General features: G+C 44.5%; 23 protein-coding genes and 1 other annotated feature. Of the genes, 18 read left to right on the top strand and 5 right to left on the bottom strand.

Features of this window, described 5'->3' with window-relative positions:
* Positions 1-5 precede the first annotated feature (5 nt).
* The 10 genes from AC58QC_RS26970 (at position 6) to AC58QC_RS26925 (ending at position 8,349) form a co-directional block, all read left to right on the top strand.
* On the top strand, positions 6-620 hold the full coding sequence (locus AC58QC_RS26970; protein ID WP_497418139.1) for a DUF3990 domain-containing protein: 615 nt from the start codon (positions 6-8) through the stop codon (positions 618-620).
* The gene (locus AC58QC_RS26965; protein WP_497418138.1) at positions 589-885 is read left to right on the top strand and encodes a hypothetical protein; all 297 of its coding nucleotides are present in this window, start codon (positions 589-591) and stop codon (positions 883-885) included. Before AC58QC_RS26970 ends, AC58QC_RS26965 begins: the two co-directional genes overlap by 32 nt.
* Positions 886-951: 66 nt before the next feature.
* Positions 952-1,770, top strand: a complete 819-nt coding sequence (locus AC58QC_RS26960) for a class I SAM-dependent methyltransferase (protein WP_497418137.1) — start codon at positions 952-954, stop codon at positions 1,768-1,770.
* An 8-nt stretch (positions 1,771-1,778) separates the two neighbouring features.
* Entirely contained in the window at positions 1,779-2,951 is a 1,173-nt protein-coding gene (locus AC58QC_RS26955; RefSeq protein ID WP_497418161.1) for an MFS transporter, read from the top strand.
* A gap of 153 nt (positions 2,952-3,104) precedes the next feature.
* Entirely contained in the window at positions 3,105-3,593 is a 489-nt protein-coding gene (locus tag AC58QC_RS26950; RefSeq protein ID WP_497418136.1) for an SRPBCC family protein, read from the top strand.
* A gap of 240 nt (positions 3,594-3,833) precedes the next feature.
* Entirely contained in the window at positions 3,834-4,661 is an 828-nt protein-coding gene (locus AC58QC_RS26945) for a sugar phosphate isomerase/epimerase family protein (RefSeq protein WP_497418135.1), read from the top strand.
* Between the two features lie 92 nt (positions 4,662-4,753).
* A complete protein-coding gene (locus tag AC58QC_RS26940; RefSeq protein WP_497418134.1) occupies positions 4,754-5,173 on the top strand; it encodes an HIT family protein in 420 nt (139 codons plus the stop codon).
* Positions 5,174-5,244: 71 nt separating this feature from the next.
* Positions 5,245-5,471, top strand: a binding site (T-box leader).
* A 44-nt stretch (positions 5,472-5,515) separates the two neighbouring features.
* Positions 5,516-6,328 carry a class I SAM-dependent methyltransferase gene (locus AC58QC_RS26935; protein WP_497418133.1) on the top strand — a complete coding sequence of 271 codons (813 nt, stop codon included), beginning with the start codon at positions 5,516-5,518 and terminating at the stop codon, positions 6,326-6,328.
* A 19-nt stretch (positions 6,329-6,347) separates the two neighbouring features.
* Positions 6,348-6,965, top strand: coding sequence for an NUDIX hydrolase (locus AC58QC_RS26930; RefSeq protein ID WP_497418160.1), 618 nt, complete (start codon positions 6,348-6,350; stop codon positions 6,963-6,965).
* A gap of 154 nt (positions 6,966-7,119) precedes the next feature.
* Positions 7,120-8,349: a stalk domain-containing protein gene (locus AC58QC_RS26925; RefSeq protein ID WP_497418132.1), complete on the top strand. Its 1,230-nt coding sequence runs from the start codon at positions 7,120-7,122 to the stop codon at positions 8,347-8,349.
* A 284-nt stretch (positions 8,350-8,633) separates the two neighbouring features.
* Here AC58QC_RS26925 and AC58QC_RS26920 read toward each other — a convergent pair whose 3' ends face one another.
* From AC58QC_RS26920 to AC58QC_RS26910, 3 genes are read right to left on the bottom strand one after another with little or no spacing between them, the layout of a single operon-like run.
* Complete coding sequence (locus AC58QC_RS26920; protein ID WP_497418131.1) at positions 8,634-8,972, bottom strand: hypothetical protein; 339 nt, start codon at positions 8,970-8,972, stop codon at positions 8,634-8,636.
* Between the two features lie 30 nt (positions 8,973-9,002).
* Positions 9,003-10,781: a cache domain-containing sensor histidine kinase gene (locus AC58QC_RS26915; protein ID WP_497418130.1), complete on the bottom strand. Its 1,779-nt coding sequence runs from the start codon at positions 10,779-10,781 to the stop codon at positions 9,003-9,005.
* Positions 10,778-12,352, bottom strand: a complete 1,575-nt coding sequence (locus AC58QC_RS26910) for a response regulator transcription factor (RefSeq protein ID WP_497418129.1) — start codon at positions 12,350-12,352, stop codon at positions 10,778-10,780. Before AC58QC_RS26910 ends, AC58QC_RS26915 begins: the two co-directional genes overlap by 4 nt.
* Before the next feature lie 187 nt (positions 12,353-12,539).
* Between AC58QC_RS26910 and AC58QC_RS26905 the strand changes: the two genes are divergently transcribed.
* The 4 genes from AC58QC_RS26905 (at position 12,540) to AC58QC_RS26890 (ending at position 18,653) form a co-directional block, all read left to right on the top strand.
* Complete coding sequence (locus tag AC58QC_RS26905; protein ID WP_497418128.1) at positions 12,540-13,457, top strand: ABC transporter permease; 918 nt, start codon at positions 12,540-12,542, stop codon at positions 13,455-13,457.
* Positions 13,458-13,484: 27 nt separating this feature from the next.
* Positions 13,485-14,384, top strand: a complete 900-nt coding sequence (locus AC58QC_RS26900) for a carbohydrate ABC transporter permease (RefSeq protein WP_056625360.1) — start codon at positions 13,485-13,487, stop codon at positions 14,382-14,384.
* A gap of 70 nt (positions 14,385-14,454) precedes the next feature.
* The gene (locus AC58QC_RS26895) at positions 14,455-16,026 is read left to right on the top strand and encodes an ABC transporter substrate-binding protein (protein WP_497418127.1); all 1,572 of its coding nucleotides are present in this window, start codon (positions 14,455-14,457) and stop codon (positions 16,024-16,026) included.
* A 560-nt stretch (positions 16,027-16,586) separates the two neighbouring features.
* The gene (locus tag AC58QC_RS26890) at positions 16,587-18,653 is read left to right on the top strand and encodes a beta-galactosidase (RefSeq protein WP_497418126.1); all 2,067 of its coding nucleotides are present in this window, start codon (positions 16,587-16,589) and stop codon (positions 18,651-18,653) included.
* 220 nt (positions 18,654-18,873) lie between these two features.
* Here AC58QC_RS26890 and AC58QC_RS26885 read toward each other — a convergent pair whose 3' ends face one another.
* Positions 18,874-19,623, bottom strand: coding sequence for a glucose 1-dehydrogenase (locus tag AC58QC_RS26885; protein WP_497418125.1), 750 nt, complete (start codon positions 19,621-19,623; stop codon positions 18,874-18,876).
* Between the two features lie 210 nt (positions 19,624-19,833).
* Here AC58QC_RS26885 and AC58QC_RS26880 point away from each other — a divergent pair, with 210 nt between their 5' ends.
* From AC58QC_RS26880 to AC58QC_RS26870, 3 genes are read left to right on the top strand one after another with little or no spacing between them, the layout of a single operon-like run.
* On the top strand, positions 19,834-21,231 hold the full coding sequence (locus AC58QC_RS26880; protein ID WP_497418124.1) for a spore germination protein: 1,398 nt from the start codon (positions 19,834-19,836) through the stop codon (positions 21,229-21,231).
* 26 nt (positions 21,232-21,257) lie between these two features.
* The gene (locus AC58QC_RS26875) at positions 21,258-22,400 is read left to right on the top strand and encodes a Ger(x)C family spore germination protein (RefSeq protein WP_497418159.1); all 1,143 of its coding nucleotides are present in this window, start codon (positions 21,258-21,260) and stop codon (positions 22,398-22,400) included.
* Positions 22,397-23,488: a GerAB/ArcD/ProY family transporter gene (locus tag AC58QC_RS26870; RefSeq protein WP_497418123.1), complete on the top strand. Its 1,092-nt coding sequence runs from the start codon at positions 22,397-22,399 to the stop codon at positions 23,486-23,488. The genes AC58QC_RS26875 and AC58QC_RS26870 overlap by 4 nt, the downstream gene beginning before the upstream one ends.
* Before the next feature lie 105 nt (positions 23,489-23,593).
* Here AC58QC_RS26870 and AC58QC_RS26865 read toward each other — a convergent pair whose 3' ends face one another.
* Positions 23,594-24,151: an NADPH-dependent FMN reductase gene (locus AC58QC_RS26865; RefSeq protein ID WP_497418122.1), complete on the bottom strand. Its 558-nt coding sequence runs from the start codon at positions 24,149-24,151 to the stop codon at positions 23,594-23,596.
* A gap of 268 nt (positions 24,152-24,419) precedes the next feature.
* Between AC58QC_RS26865 and AC58QC_RS26860 the strand changes: the two genes are divergently transcribed.
* Positions 24,420-24,638 (top strand): hypothetical protein, encoded by a 219-nt coding sequence (locus tag AC58QC_RS26860; protein ID WP_497418121.1) that lies wholly within the window; start codon positions 24,420-24,422, stop codon positions 24,636-24,638.
* The last annotated feature ends 2 nt before the right edge of the window (positions 24,639-24,640 follow it).

The following is a 24,640-nucleotide window of genomic DNA, read 5'->3' as shown; positions in this document are numbered from 1 at the left end:
GCGAAATGGATATAATAACACCACAACGTTTATATCACGGGACGACGGATAATCTAGTCAACCTTTTCCAAGATAAATTATTGGATAGCAGGTATTGGCGTCCTGGCCGCGACTTCGGCGAGGGATTTTATACGACGATATCAGCAGCGCAGGCACGAAATTGGGCGCGCAAAGCATCTGCACGATCTATTATGGGGAACGAACAGCCATGTGTGCTGGAAATTGAGCTAATCGCGATTCCTGCGAAGATGGAACCTCTTATCTTTCTAAGTGACTCCTTAGCTTGGGCTGAATTTGTGATGGGGCATCGCAGTGTCATGAAAAAGGGAGAAGCGGACCCATGTCACAAGCATCCAGATATTATTATAGGTCCTATGGCGGATGGTGATACTGGACGAATTATTGAAGAAGCAGTACAATTAAATAAAGATGTACATTGGTTTTATGATCAAATTTTACGTACCACACGTGGACGGAAATTAGATGCGTTACGTCTTGGAAATCAAGTGGTTTTTTCCTCTGAGAAGTGGGAAGCATCACTTCGTTTTGTTGGTTATAACATTTTTACGGGAGGCAGGTGGATCTACTATGAAAACACAAGTTCGGCTGAATCTATATGAACGCGGAATCGTTGATGCACTTGTTCAGAGTTTCGGTTACACCCCGCAAGGTGCTCGGAAGCTTGTAGTCGATTATGCTGAGGTCATTCGTAAATTAGGTGGCTATGACACCTGTTATGATCATGCAGAGCGGTTAGTTCAAGCCACAACCATGAATTGTAAGCCAGAAGAGTGGTTGAAGCGGATTAATGTGATTGCGAAGGAAGCCGTTCAGGATAAAGGCATTCTTCACCTCGAAGGTCGTTTGCACGTGAATGTTCGTTAAATAGTTGGACTAGAAGCTCATCCTATGGTTGAGCTTTTTTTGTGACCAAACAGGGGAGGGAAACGTATGATCGAACACATTCGCACGAACAATGTTCAGCGCTTTACTGGGTTTGGAGCTTTATACGATGAAAGTCGGCCAACGGCGCCGCAGGAAGTGATCAAAATTTTGACAGCTTATTTGGGGAGAAAGCCGCAAACCGTTGTCGATGTAGGCTGCGGCACGGGCCTTTCTTCGTTTCTATGGCTGCATGACGCAGAGCGGATCATCGGGGTTGAACCAAGTGATGACATGAGGGCAGTCGCCTTAGCCAAGTGGGAGGCAATGAACAAACCTGAACACATTCGATTCATGGCGGGACTGTCGCATGAGCTAGCGCTTCCGTCTGCTTCTGCAGACATTATTACGTGTTCACAATCGTTTCATTGGATGGAGCCGCAAAGCACTTTGTGTGAATTCGCTCGTGTATTGCGTCCTGGCGGCGTGTTTGCCGCATATGATTGCGATTGGCCGCCTGTTATTGACTGGGAGATCGAGCAGCAGTATGTGAAGCTTACAGCCCTTGGTGATCAGAGAGCGGTAGAGCTGGCACAAAAGGATGAGCAAGCGCACAAATGGAATAAGGAAGAGCATTTGAAGCAAATCGAAGCGTCGGGTTTATTCCGGTACGCCAGAGAGATTGTGTTTCATAATTGGGAAACCTGCGATGCAACTCGTTATGCCAACCTCGCGTTGAGTCAGGGCAGCTTGCAAACCGCGTTAAAGCTGGGTGCGAAAGAGCTAGACACAGAAGCGGCGACATTTCGCCAGCTTGTGGAGAAGGCGTTCGCTGGCGAAGAACGGTCGATATTATTTGGATACCGCATGCGGGTAGGTATTATTTAACCTCTCGCATTGGAAAGAAGGGAACAGCTACGAAACTGAATGCATTTTTATTATTTTATGTCGTCATTTACATGGGAAACGCGGTTTATGGAACTTTCATGCCGGTGTATCTCAACAACGCCAAGTTCTCTCAGGAGCAGATCGGGCTCCTTCTGAGTCTCGGTCCCTTGATTGCAATGATTGGTCAACCTATTTGGGGGGCATTAGGGGATCGTGCCAAATCAAAGAATCAAATCCTGCGACTATTAATCATAGGCAGCGGTATTTCGATCTTATTCTTCCCGATCTCGCATCAATTTCTCTATATTCTTGTTTTTATTTGTATATTTACCTTTTTCCAAACCTCCATATTTGCTCTAAGCGATGCAATTACCTTGGAGGAATTAGATCGGCAACCTACATGGAGTTTTGGGTTGATTCGGCTGGGAGGAACCGTAGGTTTCGCCATGATGTCACTTGTGTTCGGTTTCATTGCGAAGTCCTACATAGATTCGATGTTCCCGGTTTATGCATGTACGATGGTTGCCGCGTTGCTTTGTTTATGGCGGTTTCCGGCTGCGGCTGGGCGCCCGTCACATGTGATGGGGCGGAAATTCCGTGAGCTTTTCAAAAATGGCAAACTCATGTTCTATTTAAGCTTAAATTTTATTATCCAAATCACACTTGGCTATTATTACGCTTTTTTCCCAATCTATTTCAAGGAAATGGGCGGGGATAGTGTGATGTTAGGCTGGTCGATGACAATCTCATCTATGAGTGAGCTGCCTTTTCTATTATTTTCGGCAAAAATATTTAAGCGAATCCCGATCTCGATCATTTTTCTTGTTGCAGCCTTGGCGTCATCCATACGGTGGTTCTTATTCTCTAAGATTGAAGTGGCACATTGGATATTACCTGTACAAGTCTTGCATGGACTCATCTTTATCGTTCTCTCGGTTACGATAGCCACGATTATTAATCGCGAAGTACCAGCGGAATGGAAAGCAAGCGGACAAACCCTTAACGGCTTACTCAGCCTTGGGGCGGCTCGCATCATCGGCAGCTTCTTGGGTGGCATTATGAGCGCAGCTTATGGAATGAGACAAGTTTTCCTCTATAGTTCTTGGGTTTCTATGGCGTGTGTTGTAGTGTTTGGAGCCTTAATCTTCTATAGGAGAAAGCGACATGAACTAGGCTTATAATGCGTTTAGTGCTAGCTACAACACATGCGCTTTAATTGACGATGTTGAAGGCTTTTCGCCGCATCGCGTTGTAAACTCTTGAGTGTTTGGATTATGTAGGTAAATTCGATTATGATAGTAGGATGGTAAGATGAGGAAAGGAAGTGCTGAGTCATGATTAAAAATGAAGCGATTCTCACCTATGAACCTGGAGGACAGCAGATTTGTATGACACGAGTGTTCAATGCGCCTCGAGAGCTTGTGTTTAAAGCGTTTACGGATGCGAACCTTATCGTGGAATGGCTTGGACCTCGGGCGTTGACGATGCAATTGGAGACTTTTGAACCGAGGAATGGCGGCAGCTGGCGTTATATTCATCGGGATAGCAACGGGAACGCGTTTGCTTTTCGAGGCGTGTATCATGAAGTTACTGCACCTGAACGGATTATTCAAACCTTTGAGTTTGAAGGACTCCCGGAGAAGGGACATGTTATCCTTGAAACTGCTAAATTTGAAGCACTTGAAGGCGGTCAGACTAAATTGGTGATGGAATCTGTGTTTCAGTCGGTTGCGGATCGTGATGGCATGCTGCACTCCGGCATGGAGCAAGGGATGCAGGATTCATATGAGCGTTTAGCGGAGCTTTTGGAGCGAATTAAGTAGTAGGAGGAAGAGCAGGCGCTGAGGCGACCTGCTTTTTTGTTTGCTTAATGATTTGGCTTGAAGCAGCGACTGCAAAAAGAATTATTTAATTAATTACATTAATAATTAATGTAGTGTATTAATTTTATTAAAGCTAAAGAAATAGCACAATAAGACATCTATCTGCATTTTCGAATATGGTGATTCCTGAATGATTTTGATAAGATACTTTAAAATAGAAGTATTGAAAGGATGGAAACTATGCCATTTCTATCACTGACAACTTGGAGTTTGCATCGTAATCTTGGGCCATTGCGGTGGACACGCTGGGATGTGAGCACACGCACGCAATATACAGATGCTCAAGATCAGCCAGAGCTGCTTTCCCTGCTTGAATTACCGGCTGTTCTAGCGGGGAAGGGGTTTTCGTCACTTGAAGTATGTCATTTTCATTTCCCAGAGACGAGTAATGAGTATCTTCAAGCGTTGAAGAACGCTTTTGCAGAAGCTGATCTGCACTTTTATACGCTTTTGCTCGAATATGGAGATATCTCTAGCGCGGATGAGCAGCGTAGACAATCCGATATTGCATGGATCAAAGGTTGGATTGATGTCGCTGCATTAGCAGGAGCCGAAAGGGTTCGTGTAATTGCTGGGGAAGCGGAGCCAGAGGACCGAGAGGCATTGGCAAGATCCATAGAGGCACTTCGTGAGCTCGGGCAATATGGAGCTGCTCATGGCGTACGAGTGGTGACTGAGAATTTCAAATCCCTTTCATCCTCAGCGGATAATTGTATTGCTATGTTGGAAGGATGCGGAGAGATCCTTGGTTTTACTTCGGATTTTGGGAATTTCAAAGGCACGGGGAAATATGATGAGCTTACCCGGACGATTCCATATAGTGAATCCATCCATGCCAAAGCGCAAACGAATGATGGAGGAATTCCGGATGAGGTTGAGTTTATTCGCTGCTTAGACATTGCCAAACAGGCTGGCTATGAAGGGCCGCTGACACTTGTGTACGATGGACCTGGCGATATGTGGGAAGGTATAGAGCGTGTTAGGAAGTTGGCGGAGCCATACTGTTAAGTTGATTTTGTGTACATGCTATTATCTGAATTATGCTATGATACTAGGAAATAATCCCCACTAACTAACCGCTAGAATAGGAGAATTCCACAATGAGCCAAGTGTGTAATTATTGCAGCAAGAATGAAACATTAGCCAACTTGATGATTGAAATCGGTCAATTGCGTGTTTCAACTCTGTACTTATTTAGAGAACAAACGTATAAGGGGCGCTGTATTGTTGCTTTGAATGAGCATCAAACTGAATTCTTCCACTTATCCCAGGAGAAGCAGGATGCCTATATGCGCGATGTGGCTCAAGCAGCCTCAGCCATTGAGCGAGTTTTTTCACCGGACAAAATTAATTATGGCGCCTTTGGCGACACAATGCCTCATGTGCACTTCCACGTTGTGCCGAAATATAAGGATGGTTACACGTGGGGGAAAATGTTCGAGATGAATCCGGCTGACAATAAGCAGCTGAGTGAGCAAGAATATGAGGATATTATTGCTCAATTAAAACAGCATTTATAAAATTAAAAAGTTGCAATTGACAGGAATTATTTGGGATTATAAACTTACATCAATACTTCCTAATTGCATATGAAAACGCAATGATTGGGACTAGTAAGGAAACACTATTGTCCAGAGAGCTGTCGATCCGGTGAAAGACAGTCAATAGCTTCCCCAACTCACCCTTGAGCGGTAAGATCGAAAGTGTCTGGTAGATCTTAACGGTTTACCTCCGTCATCGGGTCTCAAGGATTTGCACTTTTTTGTGTTGCAAATCAAGAAGAGTGGTACCGCGAAGGTTAGACCTGTCGCCTCTTTGTAGGCGATGGGTTTTTTTGTATTTCAAAAAGGGAGGAAAACCGAATGAAGAATGTGATCGATTACTATGCCAAGTTTGATGAATGGGGAAGATTGGATCGCGAGCCTATCGAGATTACGGTAAATTGGCACTACATGAAGAAGTATCTCCCTAGCGGAGGACATGTCCTAGATAATGGTGCCGGGCCAGGCAAATACGCCATGGAATTAGCGAAGCTTGGCTACAACGTGACCCTCTCGGATCTAACACCTAATCTCGTCGAGCTCGCGAAAGATAAAGCAAGTGAGTTGGGCTTAGCAGATAGGTTTACTGGTTTTCATTCTCTAAATGCAACCCATTTGCAGGGAATTGCAGATGAAACCTTCGATGCTTCGTTGATGTTGGGACCTCTTTATCATTTGCAAGTAGAAGAAGATCGAATAGCTGCCGCTAGGGAAGTGCATCGTGTAACTAAGAACGATGGTATCGTGTTTGTCGCTTTTCAAAGCCGGATGCGGATGCTTCTGACATCGTTGCTATACCCAAATGCTTGGAAACCGAATGACAATATGGCTGCTATTGAGCATTTTATAGACGAAGGCATTTTTAATCATACGGATGCAGGTCGATTTACAGGCGCGTACTATTACAATGTCGAAGATATTAAACCTTTTATGGAAAGCCAGGGATTTGCGACGTTAGATCTGATTGGTTCCTCCAACCTTGGCGCTTTGATTTCGAATGAACAGAAGCAATATTGGACCGACCGTGGGGAAAAGGACGAGTTCATTGAACTTCTAATTCGACTAGCGCGTGATCCATCGATATTAGGCGTTTCCTCGCATTTGTTATATATCGGGAGAAAAGTAGGAGAGTGAAGCGATGACCGGACAAGATTTGAGTCTTAAATGGTTAGACTGGGCCAAACAAATCCAATCGATCGCACAAATCGGCTTAACCTATTCAAAGGATGTCTATGATTTGGAGCGTTTCCAAGCATTGCGGGAAATAAGTGTTGATATTCTGGATAGCTATACCTCAGTGGGCGTGGATAAAATTAACCTTAGCTTCGCCAATGAAACCGGGTATGCAACTCCGAAAGTTGATATTCGAGGGGTAGTTTTTGAAGATGATAAAATACTTCTCGTGAGGGAAAAAGCAGATGGTGCTTGGGCACTCCCGGGAGGATGGGCCGATATTGGGTATTCGCCGTCTGAGATTGCTGTGAAAGAGATCAAAGAAGAAGCCGGATTTGATGTGGTGCCTGTGAAATTGCTCGCTGTTCTTGATAAAAAATTCCATAACCATCCACCAGAGCCATATCACATTTATAAAATGTTCATTCTCTGTAAAGTAATTGGAGGTCAGGCATTGGGCGGTGTGGAAACGAGCGATGTGCAATTTTTTGGTGAAAATGAACTGCCGGAATTATCCACAGAACGGAATACGGTTGCTCAGGTGAAGCGTATGTTTGACTATTTGAGGGAACCAAACAAAGAAGTCATCTTGGATTAAAATGATAAGATGGCGGGGGTGGTAGATTGTTTGAAATTAAGGCTGGCGAGTCTTGACTCGCCGGCCTTTTCTGATCCTTTTTGCAGGAAATAAGAAGGATTTTGTCGAAAAGAATAGACATCATGGAAATAAAACAGCGTGTTTTGGAGGTAGGATGAGAAGCTCTCAGAAAACGAAAGTCAAACTTGCAGCAGTCTTTACTGCACTGTCCCTTGTTATCGCGAATGCGAACGTACAGGCAGCAGCGAACAACGAAGCGAGCGCAGCATTAGATTACCTAAATGCGGTAAGGTCGAAAATAGGAATCCAATCAATGACCTTGAATCCTGCCCTTACAACAGCAGCAGAAAATCATGCGAACTATCTCCTCATGAATGATGAATTTGGACACTCAGAAACGCCTGGTAAGCAAGGTTACTCGGGGGAACTGCCGTGGGATCGGGCCGCAGCAGCAGGTTTTGATACTGATAAATTCGGTGTATTTGAAGATGTTTCGTCTTATACACAAACCCCAGAAGCTGGAGTGCAATCCTTGCTAGATGCTCCGCTGCATAGATCGAGTTTGATTTTGCCTAGTATGACACTCCTTGGTGTGGGTTACAATGAGCATGCCATTGTTCTTAACCCCGCTAAAGCTTGGTTTACAAGCTCGGGAGTTGGCGTGTATCCCTATGAGGGGCAAACGGATGTACCTGTAAGTTTTGATGGGAATGAAACGCCCAATCCATTGAAAGAGTTCAATTTGAAGAAGTCAGGATATTTCATCACCTATGCTGGGGTCGCTGAAGATATTTCAGATGTGTCGGCATCTCTGATGGATGGTGCAGGTCAACCTGTGGAATTTTTGAAATTAAAACAAGAGCTTGGAGATACGAACGCCTGGCATATCATTCCCAAAAACGTTTTAGCCTACGGTGAAAAGTATTCGGTAACAATTGAGAATAAAACGTGGTCTTTCACGACAATTGCCAATCCAACCGTGCAATTAACGAAAGATAAGTCAGATCCAACGAAGTCATTTGGCAGCAGTAACGTTGGGATCCGAATGAATGGCACATATATAGATGTTACTCCAAAAGCCAAAATCATTGGTGAAAGTACATTTATCCCGCTTCGTGGGGTTTTTGAGGCAATGGGGGCTAAAGTCCTCTGGGAGGGAACACGTAAAGAGGTTACTATCGTAAAAGGCGCCAAAACAATTGTTCTGACAATTGGGAATAAACAAGCTCTTGTTAACGGCAAATGGCAGTCACTCTCGATTGCTCCGTTCATATCCATTGAAGGCTCTACCTATGTACCACTTCGCTTTGTCACTGAGGCGCTTGGGGCACAAGTCGCATGGGAAAGTGATAAATGGACGGCCGTTATTAATCAAATTGAATAAACGAGATCAAGTCGAGTGAAAGATGCTCGGCTTTTTTTATTTACACTTACCGTATGTTAGGGAAGCAGTTTTTAAACGGAAATAAGAGCCGCTATTCACGCCGAAACGCTAGATTGAAGCGAGTTGCGGAAAGTAGGGCCCTTATTTTTCCAAATTTCGATTGAAAGGTCACTTTTTACGAAAATAGCGGACGTACGTTCCGTTACAGCGGGAAACTCGCGGAAAATGAGTAAATAGCGACCGTAGGTTCCGCAGGGATTACTTAGGCAGAGCTTCGTTCTTACTTATTGCAACGGCGCCAGCTTCGAAGCCGTGAAATACGTGTCATTTACCTTTACCGCAATGACTTCATTCGCATCGAATCCCTTAATCTCAAATAAAAGGCTGCCAACAGGCTTATCATTCGCGTCACCGTTTTTCTTGGGCATTGGCGCAATTCTTCGCTCGATTTGACCAATTTGCTTGCCAATGTCTTGGGCGGAGATTTCGGAGGCTGAAAGCCCATACAGGATGTTATTCCAAGCAACGGCGCTTGGGTAACTGCTAAAAGTTTCGTTACTCGTCAGTGAAGAGCACCCCGCAAGAACGATGATAACGCACATAATGAGCGAAAATCGTTTCATTATACAACCACCTCCGTATCGATATTAACCTCAGATTTCCTCTTCCGTAAACGGAAACGTAATCTCAACCTCGGTTCCTATACCTGGGACGCTTCGATATGTTAGCGTCGCAGGTTCACCGAAATAGTGGCGAATGCGTTCGCCTACGTTCTTGACGCCGAAGCTGCTGCCCCCGATTCGACTGCGGCTAATACCTGCCATCATATCTTCGATGAGGTTGGGACTCATGCCCACACCATCATCTTTGATGAGGAGATGCATCGTTTGTGCATCCTGATAAGCCCGGATCGAGATGCTGCCTTCACGCTGCGTTCGACCTAAAATACCATGAAGAATGGCATTCTCGACAAGTGGCTGAAGGGTGATTTTCGGAATCGGATGACTTAGCAGTTCTTCTGGAACGTCAATCTGAAAATCAATTTTATTTTCAAAACGAATATTCTGAATCTGCACATAAAAGGAAACATGCTGCAGCTCTTCGCGCAGCGTGATGATATCTTTGCCGCTGCTGAGGCTGACTTTGTAGAAACGAGCGAGTGCTTTGACGACCTTCTTAATGTCTGTGTTCAGCCCGCTGTCCGCCATCCAGTTAATGAGATCCAACGTATTGTAGAGAAAATGCGGATTAATCTGCGATTGAAGTGCTTTTAATTCGGCATTTTTGACCTCTTGTCCCAGCCTGTAATGTTCCTTATTCATAGAGCTTATTTGTTCAATCATGTAATTATACGTTTGGATGAGCTCGCCAATTTCATCTCGCCCTTGCGTTTGAGCTAGCGCTATCAGATTTCCTTTCTGTACATCCCGCAGACGGCTGGTCAGCTGGGTGATGCGCCGAGTGACGGAGAAGGAGAAGAGGTAGGCTAACAAGTAGGCGATCACGGTCACGATGAGCAAAATGACCAATAAATCATTTCGCAATTGATGACTCTGCTGCACAACTTCGTGGAGAGGAATGACGGTGACCATCCCCCAATTGGAGGGAAGCTGCCTGAACAAATAGTAATTGTTATTCGTTTGCCATGTGGTGGAGACCGCATCGTCAAGTGTATCAGGCAAATCGACCAGAGTAGTCGCTGCCGAGTCCGACGAAAGGACAATTTGTTGATTTTGATCCACTAGAAAAGTCGTGCTGTTCCTGACCACATTGGCTTTGCTCAGCATAGAACGAATCGTTTCCGCTTGAACATCCACGCGCAATTGTCCGATTGGGTTAGCGTAATTGTTAGGATCTAAAATACTGCGGACAACATAAAGCGAAGAACTGTCATGGGAAGCCTTCTTACCTAGCTCAGGCGCTGAGCACCATAAGTATTTGGCATGCAATTCATTTAAACGATCGAAGCAAGGACTGTCTGTGGTTTCACCCAATGGTAAGAAATTCTCGGTCTCATTGGCGAAAATAAACACACTCGGAACATAGAGAATTACGCGTGAAATATCGAGACTATCCTGCATGGAGCGGAGCAGTTTTTTGAGATTGGCGTATTCTTGCAGCTCCCGATTTATATCACTTGTTACGTTGTTATCCATCAGAATGTCCGAAATGGCGGAGTTGGAAACAAGAATATTCGTCGTCTCTGCAATCCGCTGCACGCGATAATTAAGAAAGGAATATGTCTGATCGAAGCCTTGCTTAGCCGAATAGGTGACATGATTGATAATGATATCGGACATTTTCTCGGAAGCAATGAACTGATAGAAGCCGAGAGGCAGCATGATCAGCAGCAAATAGGAGTACATGATTTTATGGCGCAGCTTCGTGTTATACAGCCATTTGCGCAGCATTTGAATGAAGGAGAAGATCATAATTGGCAGCGCTCCCGGTATTCAGAAGGCGTCATGCCCGTTGATTTACGGAAGATTTTAGCGAAATGCTCCCCGTCCTTAAAGCCCACTTGAGAAGCCACATCCAGCACCTTCAAGCGGTTGTTGCGCAGCAGCTCCTTCGATTTGTCCATCCGATATTCGGTCACATATTGCTTGATCGTTTTCCCGGTAGCTTCTTTGAAAATCGAAATCAGATGCGAAGCCGTCATCTGCATATGATCGCTTACATCCTGCACCGATAGATCGTCATCGGCATAATGCAGATGAATGAAACGCATGATGCGTGAGCTTGTGGAGGACATGCCGCCAGTAGAGCGCTCTTGAATGGCTTTTTTCAATTCGTCTAACTTTGTAGACATTACACGCTGGATATCATCCAAATAATGGCATTCGAGAATTAGCTTCCAGGCCACGTCATTCTCCTCAGAGGTATCGAAGAGGGTGATGTTCCGACTATGCGCAAACTTATCCATTTCGAGGATGTAACGATAATAGAGTTCTTTCACACTGACAATGAGCGTGCCTGGATGTTGACGTATGTCGGACGTTATCGTCGTAACTAGCTGATCTGCGTCAGCCCAATTCTCTTCCGCTAACGCTTCGGTGAAGCGCATGAGCTGTTCAGGCTGCGCCACATAATGCAGCGAGTGAGCGTCGCTCCCCGTGTTATCCTGCAAGATGAGGGAGCACGGCTTGTGAAAAAACGACTCCTGTAAGCGGAGCACAGCACTCGTATAGGACTCCTGCAGCTTATGAGCGGAAGGGACGATTTTGCCTGCTGCGATAGAAAATAAGCCATATTCCCGCTTCAAAGCGGTGGAAAGCACATAACACAAATGCTGCACTTGGCTCATCTCGATGAAGTCATGCTGCTGTGAAAAGAAGTGAATGATCGCGTGATGGTCATCTTTCCATGCGTACAAGTAGGGCTTCTCGCCCACAGCCAGTGCTTCATCAATTAAATAACCGAGCGTTTCCTTATGGGACCCGGGGGAAATTAACTTAATCATAGCCGTTGCCGCAGGCGCTTGCATGACTGCTGTGAAATCTGCAGCTAATAATCGATTGCGCAGCATCTCTTCGTCATAACCGCCGCGAATCAGCTGCAAAGCGGCTTCTTGCTTCATATAGCTCTTATTCTCTTTCGCTACCGTATCATTCGCAATATGTCGCTGTTCTTCCAGCACGATATCAATCGCACTCCGCAGAGCTTCTTCCAATTCTTCCACATCAATTGGTTTCTCTACATAACTAACCGCTTTCAACGTTATTGCGGCTTTCAAATATTCTTTATCGGCAAAGCCGCTCATAAAGACGATTTTGCACTGCGGGTACTTGCGGCGAAGGTGAAAGGCAAGCTCGATCCCATCCATCCGCGGCATGCGAATATCGGTGAGGACGATGTCCGGCTTGAACTGTTCGGCGATAGCGACAGCGTCCAGACCATCGACAGCTTCTCTTAATTCTGTGATGCCAAGACGCTCCCAGCTAACGGATTTGAGTACGCCGTCTCGAGTGAATTTCTCATCTTCTACAAATAGAAGCTTCATAACGGGCAACCCCCCCTTAGATGTAGCTATAGATTATCTTATATTGAGATGCAATACCACTAGTCGGAGGGGGCATCTGCAAAAGTTACAGGGAATCGATATTTTGTCGGGTTATCTCGTTCGGAGTAACCTGTTAATTTAGATAAAGGAGAGAGACAACTAGAAACGGATGGGGGAAAGGATAGAGATGAGAACAGGACTCCTGTATCGCATGAGATCCAAGAAAGCGCTGTTATTCATGATTGCGCCAGCAGTGCTTTACTTCTTGCTTTTCAGCTATGTACCGATGGCAGGCATTGTGCTGGCATTCAAGCAGTATCGCTATGATTTAGGAATTTTGGGATCACCGTGGGTAGGCTTCGATAACTTCAAGTTCTTCTTCATGACAGGAGATGCTATCCGAGTAACAAGAAACACGCTGTTATATAATGCGGCGTTCATCCTTATTAATAACGTTCTGCAAATTATTGTCGCCATCTTCATGGCGGAGATCGGATCCAAGCTGTTTCGTAAAACAGCGCAAACGATTATGTTTTTACCCTACTTTTTATCCTGGGTTGTCGTAGGAGCGGTTGCTTACAATTTGTTTAACTACGAGCACGGAACAGTAAACACGCTGCTGCGAGCATTGCACGTTCCTGAATTAGATATCTACACGACAACGGAATATTGGAAATATATCTTGGTTTTCTTCTCGGCTTGGAAAGCAGTGGGTTATGGTGCAGTATTCTATATGGCCTCCATTCTGAGCATAGACCGTGAGACGTATGAAGCAGCTGAAATCGACGGAGCTAACGTGTTCCAGCGCATTCGATACATTACGTTACCTTCACTTCGACCAACGATTACGATACTTGTCCTATTAGCGATTGGCGGCATTTTCCGTGGAGACTTCGGGCTCTTTTATCAGCTCGTGGGTAATAATGGTCTGCTTTATGAAACGACGGATGTGATTGACACCTACGTATATCGCTCCCTGTTGGTTAACAACGAAATCGGCATGTCGTCCGCAATTGGCTTCTATCAATCGATTCTGTGTTTTGTAACCATTATGGTGACAAATTTCCTAGTCCGTAAATCGGATAAAGATAATGCCTTATTCTAAACATACAGCAACTAGCGAGGTGTTTCTATGAGTACGACCAGTGTGAAAAAGAGTCAAATCGATCAGCGAATCTTGGATACGGTTGGCTATGTCTTTATAGCAGTGATATGTTTGGCTTGCTTGATTCCATTCTTGCTCATCATTAGCGGATCGTTAACGAGTGAATCGTCGATTACTAGCGATGGGTTTCGATTATGGCCGAAGGAGTTTTCGTGGGATGCCTATACGTTCGCGCTCAAGCATCCTGAGCAGTTCGTGAGCTCTTACCTGCTAACTATAGCATTGACGGTGACAGGTACAGTTGTTGGGTTGTTCATTTCTGCGATGGCAGCTTATGTCCTGCAACGACAGGATTTTGAGTGGCGAAGCGGATTTTCCTTCTTCTTCTACTTTACAACCCTGTTTAACGGTGGTCTTGTTCCTTGGTATATCTTAATGGTTAACTATTTACACATGAAGAATACGTTCTGGGCGCTGCTTGTCCCGCCTTTGTTAAACGTTTTCTATATCATCATCTTACGAACGTTCCTACGGAGCATACCAGATGCCATTACTGAGTCAGCGAAAATCGATGGAGCAGGGGATTTCACGATCTTCGTGCGATTGATTATCCCTTTGGCGAAACCTGGTCTAGCGACGATTGGCTTGTTCACGGCTCTGAATTATTGGAACGATTGGTTTAACTCGTTGCTGTTTGTGCAGAATGAGAAACTGTACACCCTGCAATATTTACTATATAAAATGTTAGGAAATCTCGAAGGGATACGCAAGGTTATGGCGATTACCGGTATGCAGGTAACAGACTTGCCTGGCGAGAGCTTGAAGATGGCCTTAGCTATTCTTGTCACAGGACCGATCATTTTCTTGTATCCGTTCGTACAGCGTTATTTTGTTCAAGGATTAACGGTTGGCGCTGTAAAAGGGTAAAAGGGTAGCCCCGGGAATTCCAATTTCCGGTTTATCATAACTTATCTATCATTTATAAGGGGAGAATAACATGGCAAACACGAAGAAATTAGCCACATTGAGTCTGGCATCCTTATTTGCAATGGGAACTGTACTGTCAGCTTGCAGCACCAAAGAAGCCTCGCCTTCACCAAGTGCGTCATCGTCATCAGTTCCACAAGCAAGCGCTTCCGCGACAGCAGCTGCGAATACGGGCATTGATACAAGCAAGGAAGTTAAGCTGAAAACGGTTCTGTTAGGCTCCAAGCCGAAGGCGTTTGATGAGGTATATGGGGAAGTCAACAAATTAATGAAGCAAAAAATTAACGCAACGCTAGACATTAGCTTCCTTGATTGGGGCGAATATCAACAGAAATATCCTTTGATGTTTGCGGCAAATGAGGATTTCGATCTTGTGTTCTCAGCGACTTGGTCCTATTATGCTCAGCAAGCTACAAAGAACGGATTCATGCCATTGACCGAGGATCTGATTAAGAAATTCGCACCAAAAACCTGGGCTGAAGAGCCGAAGGTCGCTTGGGAGCAAGCGAAAATCAACGGAAAAATTTACATGATTCCACAAAACAATTTTGAATATAGCTATCATATGGTCGGTATTCGTGGTGATCTGCGTCAGAAGTATAATTTGCCTGAGCTGAAAACGTATGATGATTATGTCAATTACTTGAAAGTGATCTCGGAGAAAGAGAAGGATTTCAAACCAAGCATTGGGGTAAGTGAATTTAATGCGGTTGAATTGGTACAGCCGAACGAGTGGAACTTTGTCGTGCCGCAACTGCCTATCGTATATAAAGTAACTGAGGCAACAGGCAAACTATTCAACTATGTAGATACACCAGAATTCGCTACTTTCGCTAAGAAAATGTTCGACACGCAAAAAGCTGGCGCATGGTCCCGTGATGCGATTGCCAATAAAGTGGATAAAACGCAAGCTTTCAAAGATGGTAAATTAGCTTCTGTCGAGTGGAATCTTGGAACGTTGCTGCGCACGAAATCCGAAATGCAGACGACGCATCCGGATTGGAAAGTGGAACTATACGATTTAAGTGCTGACAAGAAACGTTTATCCAATCCGTTCATCAACAACGGGATGTCCATTCACGCAGGCTCCAAGAACTATGAGCGCGCTCTGATGGCGATTGACCTTCTTCGTTATGACCCGGAAATTCATGATTTGACGAACTACGGCATCAAAGGTAAGCACTATGAGCCCATTGGCAAGGATCAGTTTAAACCGCTTCCTGCTTCGGCAGATTTCCCGCCATCAGGTACAGATCCATGGGGCTGGAACTCATTGAATGAGCGTCTGGATTCGACCGTAGCCGAAGAGACTATTAAATTTACAGAGAATTGGAAGAAGACTGTAACGGTCAACCATCCATTAGAGACATTTACATTCGATGATACCAAAGTGAAGAACGAAGTTGCGGCTGTCAGCAATGTGATGGAAACCTATGGTAAGCCGTTATTCTATGGCCTAGTTGATCCAAGTGATGCTGCACATGGCTTGCAAATATTCAAAGACAAGTTGAAGCAAGCAGGTATTGATAAAATTGTGGCTGAAATGCAAAGCCAAGCAGATCCTGTTATAGCTAAAAAGTAAGAGTGAGGACCGCTTCCTGCGTGCAGGGGGCGGTTTTGTTATGGGTGAGTTAGTCGAAATAATCGACTAACTCGAATGAAAACGGCGCTTGCGGGATGAGATAGTCGAAATAATCGACTAACTCGAGTGACATCGGCGCTCTGCGGGGTGAGTTAGTCGAAATAATCGACTAACTCGATAGAAAACGTCGTCTGCGGAGTGAGTTAGTCGAAATAATCGACTAACTCGATAGAAAACGGCGTCTGCGGGGTGAGTTAGTCGAAATAATCGACTAACTCAATAGAAAACGGCGTCTGCGGGGTGAGTTAGTCGAAATAATCGACTAACTCGATAGAAAACGGCGTCTGCGGGGTGAGTTAGTCGAAATAATCGACTAACTCGAGTGACATGCCAGAATTTATATGCTTTGGGTTAAGGGGTAAACGAACTTACCCCCTATTTAACAACCAGCTGCCTGATAAATGACAGACAATCGATAATTTATAGGGTATAAAAAGGGACAGGAAGCTGATAGAATGGGGTCATATTTCTTTATTAAATGAATCCATGAGGTGATCCGTATGTCTCTTACCTATCCACCCATTAGCCCGAAATTGCCGGTTTTCATGCACGGCGCTGATTATAATCCTGATCAATGGCAGCACGATCCGCAGGTCTTAGAAGAAGACATCCGCATGATGAAGCTGGCCAAATGTAATGTCATGGCCATCGGCATCTTCGCATGGTCCGCACTTGAACCCGTCGAAGGCACGTATACCTTCGAGTGGTTAGATCGCGTGCTCGACACCTTTGCCGCGAATGGGATCTATGCTTGGCTTGCGACGCCGAGTGGCGCAAGGCCCGCTTGGATGGCTGAGCAGTACCCGGAGGTACTGCGGGTTGGGGCGAATCGCGTGCGCAATTTATTCGGCGCACGTCATAATCATTGCTTCACCTCCCCTGTGTACAGGGAGAAGGTAGCGATGATGAACACACGATTAGCGGAGCGCTACGCGCAGCATCCGGCTGTAGTGGGTTGGCATATTTCGAACGAATATGGTGGGGAATGCCACTGCTCGTATTGCCAAGAAGCCTTCCGAGGCTGGTTGAAACAGAAATATGGCACGCTGGATGCTTTGAATATGGCGTGGTGGACTTCGTTTTGGAGTCATACGTATACGAGTTGGACTCAAATTGAGTCTCCGGCACCGCACGGTGAGAAACTAGTTCATGGCATGAACTTGGATTGGAAACGTTTTGTGACGGATCAAACGGTAGATTTCTGCCGTCATGAGATCGCCCCGCTGAAAGCTGCGAATGCGCAGCTGCCAGTTACGACGAATCTAATGGATGCATTTGAAGGCCTTAACTATTGGAAATTCACGGAAATCCTTGATGTCATCTCATGGGATGCGTATCCAACTTGGCATGATTCGCAAGACCAGCGTAACTTGGCAGCTTGGTTCGCCCTCAATCATGATATGTTCCGTTCGCTTAAAGGTGGACAACCGTTTCTATTGATGGAAAGCACGCCGAGCTTAACCAATTGGCAGGCTGTCTCCAAGTTGAAAAAGCCAGGGATGCACCTGCTATCCTCCTTGCAGGCTGTAGCGCATGGCTCCGATTCCGTGCAATACTTCCAATGGCGGAAGAGTCGCGGTGCTAGCGAGAAGCTGCACGGTGCGGTGATCGATCATGTTGGACATGAGCATACACGGGTATTCCGAGATGTGGCTGAGCTTGGCGGCGCATTGGAGAAGCTGTCTGATGTGATTGGGACTTCGGTGCCAGCAGAAACGGCTGTGATATTCGACTGGGAAAATCGCTGGGCTGTGAAGAATTCGCAAGGTCCGCGAAATATGGGGATCAAGTATGAACAAACGGTTCTTAGCCACTATCGCGCATTCTGGGAGAGCGGTGTTCCCGTTGATGTGATCGATATGGATGTTGATTTCAGCAAATACAAGCTTATCGTGGCGCCAATGCTGTATTTGGTTCGACCAGGTGTTGGAGAGCGGATAGAGCAATTTGTTGCAGGTGGAGGGACGCTTGTTACCACTTATTGGTCGGGAATTGTTGACGAGAATGATCTTTGTTTCCAAGGTGGATTCCCAGGACCGCTTCGTAAAACGCTAGGGATTTGGTCAGAGGAGATCGATGCACTCTATGATAACGAGAATAATCGCTTGATTTGTCTAGAGGGGAATGAGCTAGGTTTAGCAGGGGAGTACGAGTCCCGTGAGCTCTGTGAACTAATCCATACCGAGGGTGCTGAGACACTTGCCGTCTACGGGGAAGATTTCTATGCAGGTCGTCCTGCATTGACCGTGAATTCATTGGGACAAGGTAAAGCCTATTATATCGCGACGCGAACAGATACTGAATTTTTGAAACCATTTTATAAGCAAGTAGTTGAGCAGGCTGGGGTCAAAGCGGTGTTGCAAACCGAGCTACCGGCTGAAGTAACTGCACAAGTTAGAACGGATGGGGAATATAAGTATGTTTTCCTGATGAATTTCGGTCAGCAGGAGCAAACGGTTGAGCTAGACGCGAATAAGTATTGGGATATGCTGTTGCAGGATACACTGGAAGCATCAAGCTTACGGCTTGAGCCTTATGGGGTAAGAGTATTGAGAAGATCGAAGTAGTCGAGTTAAAATGGTTAGAGCGAGAAGTAATGAAAATGCTGGATTGGGGAAACCTGATTCGGCTTTTTTTTTCTGAGTGGAAATTAAATGACATAATATATGTTATGTAAACTAATGCCGTATTTATAGGAATTGTATCTGATATTGTGTCGCCGAAGTTTTGAATAAGCCGTTGTCCGGCGACACAAAAAAGAGTGCTTTCATGGATTGACGTAGGCAGTTATTCCTCGACATACATCATTTTAACTGTCATACCGCCATCAATTGTCAGGTTCTGACCAGTAATGAATCCTGCCTTCTCGCTAGCTAAATAGAGACAAGCCATGGCAACATCTTCTGGTTTGCCTACTCTGCCTATCGGGTGCTGGCTTTTATCCTCTTTCGTGTGGGAAAAGCTGCCTTCGTCCCGTACTTCAATCCATCCTGGAGATATCGCGTTAACGCGAATTCCATAACCGCCTAAACTAATGGCCATTGCATGGGTCAGCGCAGAGATACCTCCTTTTGAGGCCGAATATGCCTCGGTATTAGGCTCCGACATTATAGCCCTGGTCGATGAGATATTAATGATGGCGCCGCCGCGCTCTTGCGCTTTCATGATGCGGGCTGCAGCCTGCGAGCAGAGAAAAGTACCTCCCAGGTTTACGGAAATGACCCGCTGAAATTGCTCTGCGCTAAGTTCCAACACATCGGTATTATGCATGATCCCTGCATTATTCACCAAGACGTCGATACTGCCCAAAACTGAAGACGTACGCTCTATCCATTGCTCGACATCCTCTTGCCTGGAGACATCGACCTTCATGAAGATTGCATCTTCTGTAAAGGGACGCAGGAGCTCAATTGTCTCCAATCCTCTGTCTTGATGAATATCCGCTATGGAAATGCCATAACCTTCTTGAGCAAAAGAAAGAGCAATGGCTCGTCCTATGCCCTGACCTCCGCCAGTAATGACTGCGATTTTTCGCATATGAATCACCTCTATCACTATTTTCAACAGTTTAACACAACTGCTGCAAGAACATACGATGGCAGGCATAGCCGTCAATTGTGAGAATATATGATTAAATCCAAAGGGGCAATGCTGCGAGCAATGCTTCTCTTCTTATTTATTCGAATAAGGCAACAAACATCCGCACATAATATGCAATGAAATTTTTGGAAAGAGGAGGGGAACGACGTGGAGTCTAGTATTCCTGTGGATGTCAGCGAGAGCATTAAAATCAATCATGAGGCGTTGCATCACATTTTTCATAATTGTGCCGATGTCGTATTTAGACCACTAAAATTATCTAATCACTCGAACATTCTCCTCGTTTATATTGAAGAATTAACGGATTCTAACAAATTGGAACAGATTATTTCGACATGTATGATAAGTCATGATATTGACCGTCTGACACAGTATAAAATTGTAATTAATTTTTCGGAAATCGTAGCAAAAGTCCTGAAAGGTAATACTGCCATCTTTTTAGATGGTAAGCCTTTTGCTTATTTAGCAGATCTAACCGCTTTCAAACAACGCGCGATCAATGAACCTTCAAATGAGGCATCTATACGCGGTCCGCGTGAGGGATTCACGGAAGACCTAAAAACAAATTTAAGCATGATTCGAAGAATAATAAGTAATTCGAAACTTAAGTTCGAAAATCATCAAGCAGGTGAGATGACCAATACTTCGTTTGTCGTTGCGTACATCGAAGATAAAGTCAAACCAGAATTGCTTCAAGAAGTTAGGGCAAGACTTCAAGCTTACCACACAAATCAACTATTGGATTCAGGCTATATTGAAGAATTTATTGAGGACAAATCCTTTTCCCTTTTCCCGCAAATCCAAAATACAGAACGTCCAGACACCGTTTCCGCAAGTTTATTGGCAGGCAGAGTGGCCATTATCGTTGACGGATCCCCAAACGCGCTGCTGTTGCCAATGACATTCTGGGCAGGTTTTCAAGCAGCAGAAGACCATTATGAACGCTTCTTATACGTATCGGCAGTCAGAACTTTACGGTTCCTACTGGCCATTATGTCTTGCCTTCTTCCATCCATATATGTTGCGCTTACGACCTTCCATCCCCAGATGATCCCACTTTCGCTGATGCTTAGTATTTCAGCATCTAGAGAAGGCATTCCATTTCCAACCGTAATTGAAACCTTATTAATGGAGCTTATGTTCGAAGGATTACGGGAAGCCGGTCTTCGTTTGCCTAAAGCCATCGGGTCAGCTGTGAGCATCGTAGGTGCACTTGTTATAGGGGAGGCAGCCGTCCAAGCTGGATTTATCTCTGCTCCCATCGTGATGATTGTTGCTGGTACCGGGATTGCATCGTTCGCTTTTCCTAGCTATAGTTTGGCATTACCATTTCGAATTCTGCGGTTTCCGCTTCTGATTTCAGGCGGAGTCCTTGGTCTGTACGGTATTGCGATCGGCATTATGTTTATCATGATTCATCTTGTGACACTTAAGTCATTCGGTATGCCTTATTTAAAACCGGTAGCGCCTATTGGTTCAAATTTCTGGAAGGATACGCTAATACGTATGAATAAACGGAACGTATCGGCACAAGGAAAACAGTGAAGAAATTAGGTTGTTTAATCTTGCTTATGATACAGGCACTGATGCTCTCTGGATGCTGGGACAGAAATGAAATTAACGATTACGCATTCTGGATTGGAACTGCCTTAGATTTATCGGAAAGCGGCAAGCTTCAAAAAAGCGCTCAAATCGCGGTTCCTGCGGATTTCAAGAGTATCAGGGGAGGTGGGGGAAACAATCAAAGGGCAAACATTGTATTAACGGCGACCGGATCGACAATTGGAGATTTGACGCAACAAATTCAAGATAAGCTGCCCCGAAAAGTGTTCCTTGGACATCGCAGATCCATTTTTATCGGAGAAAAGCTGGCACGAAAAGGGCTAGTCGATGTTATGGATCAATTTACACGAAATACCGATACGCGTCTACGAACGGATATTTTCGTTGTGAATAACGGAGAAGGCAAGGAGGTATTGCATATTAACAGTCCGTTCAATCAATTTTCAGCGATCGTGGCTGTTGATCAAGACCGATATTGTCGATTAGGTGATACTGCTTTACGAGATGTCTTAATCGATGTAGGGCGGGATGGTATTCGTCCTTCCATGCCGATGGTCGAGATTTCACCGATGAATAAGCATGAGAAAGACAGAATATTTGATGTCAGATCTGTTGCCATCTTTAATAAAGATTTGCAGATGGTCGGGGAAGTGAGTGGGAGAGAATCACTAGAATTATTTTGGGTCAAAGGTGTATTGAAAAATCAATTCGTGACTGAAGAGATAGAAGAAGGAAGCATATCCCTATATGAATCCAATTTAAAACAAACCATCCGAACTAGATTTGATGGTAATAAGCTGAAAGCCTATGTAAAACTGGTGGGAACCGGAAGGGTACTTGAAAACAATTCGGACATTGATCTTTCCGTATCTACCGAACGCATTCGGATAGAAAGTAAGCTAAACGCAATAAAAGCAAAGAGAGTAGAAGAAACAATAAAGAAGTTGCAGACTCAGTTTGGGCAGGACGTGTTCGGAATCGGCGAAGAATTTCACAGAGAACATCCTTATCGATGGAAAGAACTTCGGAATAGATGGGATGAAATATTTCCGACAGTTGAAGTGGCGGTCGATGTCAAGTTGAATATTCAGAGTACGGGAGATATCCGCAAGCGAATCGTAAGAAAAGGAGATAAAGGAGAAAGAGAATGAAAATTTCAACTTGGCAGTTGTTTTGGATGTTTACAACCTTAGAGATCTCAATGTCCATATGGCTGACCATATCGCCAACGATAGAAATCGCTAAACAAGACGCTTGGATCTCAATTGCGGTGGCGGGGTTTATTGGACTTGCTGTAACGATGATTTTAGTTCGAGTCAGTCAGCGACATTCTTCCCATACGCTGGTAGAGTTTACTCAAAAGCTTTTTGGGAAATGGGTCGGAAAGCTAATTGCTCTGATGTATATTGTGGTTTGGTATTCGGTTTGTGCCGATATATTACGCATATTTTCATTATTTATTAAGCAGATTCTATTCCACGATACGCCGGTATGGATTATCTCAGCTCTGATGATGGCGGCAATGGTTTATATAACACTCGCTGGCAGTGTCGAAGCAATTGCACGTTTCAGTGAATTGGCTGGACCCTTGATTATAGCCGGCATTGTCATTTCATTTGCATTAAATATACCCAATTTACACATAGCACTGCTTCTGCCAATATACGCGGATTCTGGCGTCATGCCCATTTTAAAGGGATCTTTGGTGAATGCATCTTTCCTTGGGGAATCCATGATGATCATGATGTTAACGCCTTTTATTGCGAAGCCGGAAAAGCTGCTTAAGCCGATTCTATTGTCTATTTGCATTCCATCCTTGCTTGCAATCGTTGCGACAATTATGGTTATTTCAACATTCGGTACAAATATCGGTTCAAGCATGTATTTTCCGTATTTTGCTATGGTTCGATTTATTAATTATCTAGAGTTTATTCAAAATATGGATGTCTGGATTGTGTTTATCTGGATTTTCAGTGTATTAGTAAAGCTGTCCATCTACTTGTTCATCAACAGTTATGGAACAGCTCAATTGCTTGGTATCAAAAAATGGCGGGGAATGATCGGATTAACTGCACCCGTCATTTTTGCTATCTCAGTAGTACCTGCAAACGTCTTTGGGATACTAGATTATGCGAACCTTGTCTGGACTACATTTATTTTTCCTATTTTCATCGTCGGTTTTCCGGTTATTTTTCTACTCGTTAGTCTTATTAGAGGCCGACGTATGCAAGAGGTGTAATTGCAGAATAGAATCCGATAACAAATAAGATAGACGGAAAAAGCTGAATTAGGAGAATCCTAAATCAGCTCTTTCTATGTTCCGCGGCTTGATAAATAAACGGTATTAACGCAATGACTTCAAAGCCCCGCTCCAAGCAATGACTTGATCAAACATGGTGTTAGCAGCGGATTCCTGACGTGGATGGGGCTTGAACACTGTGAAGTTTTCAAAATCAGTAAAGAGGGACAATGTTACTTGTGCACGAACGTCGGCTACATGTAATTCACTCAAGATGAGCCTGAGGTTCTCTGCTGCACGCGCACCGCCTGTACCACCGCCATAGCTAACGATCCCAGCGGCTTTATTTTTCCATTCATTGAATAGGAAATCTATCGCATTCTTAAGCGCCGCAGGAACGGCATGATTATACTCCGGTGTTACGAAGATGTAACCATCGTAAGCGTTGATCGTGTTCGACCAAGCGATCGTATGTTCTTTCGTGTATTTCATCAACATAGGTGGATGGGGCTCATCATATAGCGGCAAATTGAAATCCGCAAGATCAACAATCTCGAATATCGCGTCAGTCCGTTTATGTGCAACTTCATGTACCCATTGAGCGACGACTTCACCTCTGCGTCCTGGGCGAGTGCTGCCAAGTATGATTCCGATTTTAAGCATCGTTATGACCTCCGATAAGTTAAGTATATATGGGAAGCATAACGGTTAGGTGGAATGAAATGCAAAAGAAATTACAGTTATAACCATTGTTTCCGGATAACGAGATGATTCTAGTTCTTGAAAAGTGAAAGTTTCACGTCAAAGAAATCTAAATAATTTGAAATTTATATGAACTAGCAAAGTAAAGTATGTTTTTTAATACGAGCTCCTATATAATTAGAGATGACAAGTGATTCATTAAATAAACAAATTGAAGGTGGGTTGTCATATGAATATGACGTTGTATTATATGATATTTACAGTAATCTTAGTAGTTGGTGTTTTGGCTACACTTATGATTGGCTTTTCGCGTAAGAACCGTGAAGGAGATCAGTCCTATTTTCAGAAAACTGGGGTCAAGTGGGTTCGACTGTCAGCTTTATATGTCGTCTCCATCGCAGCAGGCTTGTTAGCATTGTTAGCTTTTATTCGATACTCGATAGAATAGAT

The organism is Paenibacillus sp. J22P51 (assembly GCF_059692215.1).
This window is presented reverse-complemented; position numbering and strand designations above follow the sequence as displayed.

What these genes read in the sequence shown, in the direction of transcription:
- AC58QC_RS26970 (WP_497418139.1), top strand. Translation starts at nt 6, where the DNA reads ATGGATATAATAACACCACAACGTTTATATCACGGGACGACGGATAAT.
- AC58QC_RS26965 (WP_497418138.1), top strand. Translation starts at nt 589, where the DNA reads ATGAAAACACAAGTTCGGCTGAATCTATATGAACGCGGAATCGTTGAT.
- AC58QC_RS26960 (WP_497418137.1), top strand. Translation starts at nt 952, where the DNA reads ATGATCGAACACATTCGCACGAACAATGTTCAGCGCTTTACTGGGTTT.
- AC58QC_RS26950 (WP_497418136.1), top strand. Translation starts at nt 3,105, where the DNA reads ATGATTAAAAATGAAGCGATTCTCACCTATGAACCTGGAGGACAGCAG.
- AC58QC_RS26945 (WP_497418135.1), top strand. Translation starts at nt 3,834, where the DNA reads ATGCCATTTCTATCACTGACAACTTGGAGTTTGCATCGTAATCTTGGG.
- AC58QC_RS26940 (WP_497418134.1), top strand. Translation starts at nt 4,754, where the DNA reads ATGAGCCAAGTGTGTAATTATTGCAGCAAGAATGAAACATTAGCCAAC.
- AC58QC_RS26935 (WP_497418133.1), top strand. Translation starts at nt 5,516, where the DNA reads ATGAAGAATGTGATCGATTACTATGCCAAGTTTGATGAATGGGGAAGA.
- AC58QC_RS26925 (WP_497418132.1), top strand. Translation starts at nt 7,120, where the DNA reads ATGAGAAGCTCTCAGAAAACGAAAGTCAAACTTGCAGCAGTCTTTACT.
- AC58QC_RS26920 (WP_497418131.1), bottom strand. Translation starts at nt 8,972, where the DNA reads ATGAAACGATTTTCGCTCATTATGTGCGTTATCATCGTTCTTGCGGGG.
- AC58QC_RS26915 (WP_497418130.1), bottom strand. Translation starts at nt 10,781, where the DNA reads ATGATCTTCTCCTTCATTCAAATGCTGCGCAAATGGCTGTATAACACG.
- AC58QC_RS26910 (WP_497418129.1), bottom strand. Translation starts at nt 12,352, where the DNA reads ATGAAGCTTCTATTTGTAGAAGATGAGAAATTCACTCGAGACGGCGTA.
- AC58QC_RS26905 (WP_497418128.1), top strand. Translation starts at nt 12,540, where the DNA reads ATGAGAACAGGACTCCTGTATCGCATGAGATCCAAGAAAGCGCTGTTA.
- AC58QC_RS26900 (WP_056625360.1), top strand. Translation starts at nt 13,485, where the DNA reads ATGAGTACGACCAGTGTGAAAAAGAGTCAAATCGATCAGCGAATCTTG.
- AC58QC_RS26895 (WP_497418127.1), top strand. Translation starts at nt 14,455, where the DNA reads ATGGCAAACACGAAGAAATTAGCCACATTGAGTCTGGCATCCTTATTT.
- AC58QC_RS26890 (WP_497418126.1), top strand. Translation starts at nt 16,587, where the DNA reads ATGTCTCTTACCTATCCACCCATTAGCCCGAAATTGCCGGTTTTCATG.
- AC58QC_RS26885 (WP_497418125.1), bottom strand. Translation starts at nt 19,623, where the DNA reads ATGCGAAAAATCGCAGTCATTACTGGCGGAGGTCAGGGCATAGGACGA.
- AC58QC_RS26875 (WP_497418159.1), top strand. Translation starts at nt 21,258, where the DNA reads ATGATACAGGCACTGATGCTCTCTGGATGCTGGGACAGAAATGAAATT.
- AC58QC_RS26870 (WP_497418123.1), top strand. Translation starts at nt 22,397, where the DNA reads ATGAAAATTTCAACTTGGCAGTTGTTTTGGATGTTTACAACCTTAGAG.
- AC58QC_RS26865 (WP_497418122.1), bottom strand. Translation starts at nt 24,151, where the DNA reads ATGCTTAAAATCGGAATCATACTTGGCAGCACTCGCCCAGGACGCAGA.
- AC58QC_RS26860 (WP_497418121.1), top strand. Translation starts at nt 24,420, where the DNA reads ATGAATATGACGTTGTATTATATGATATTTACAGTAATCTTAGTAGTT.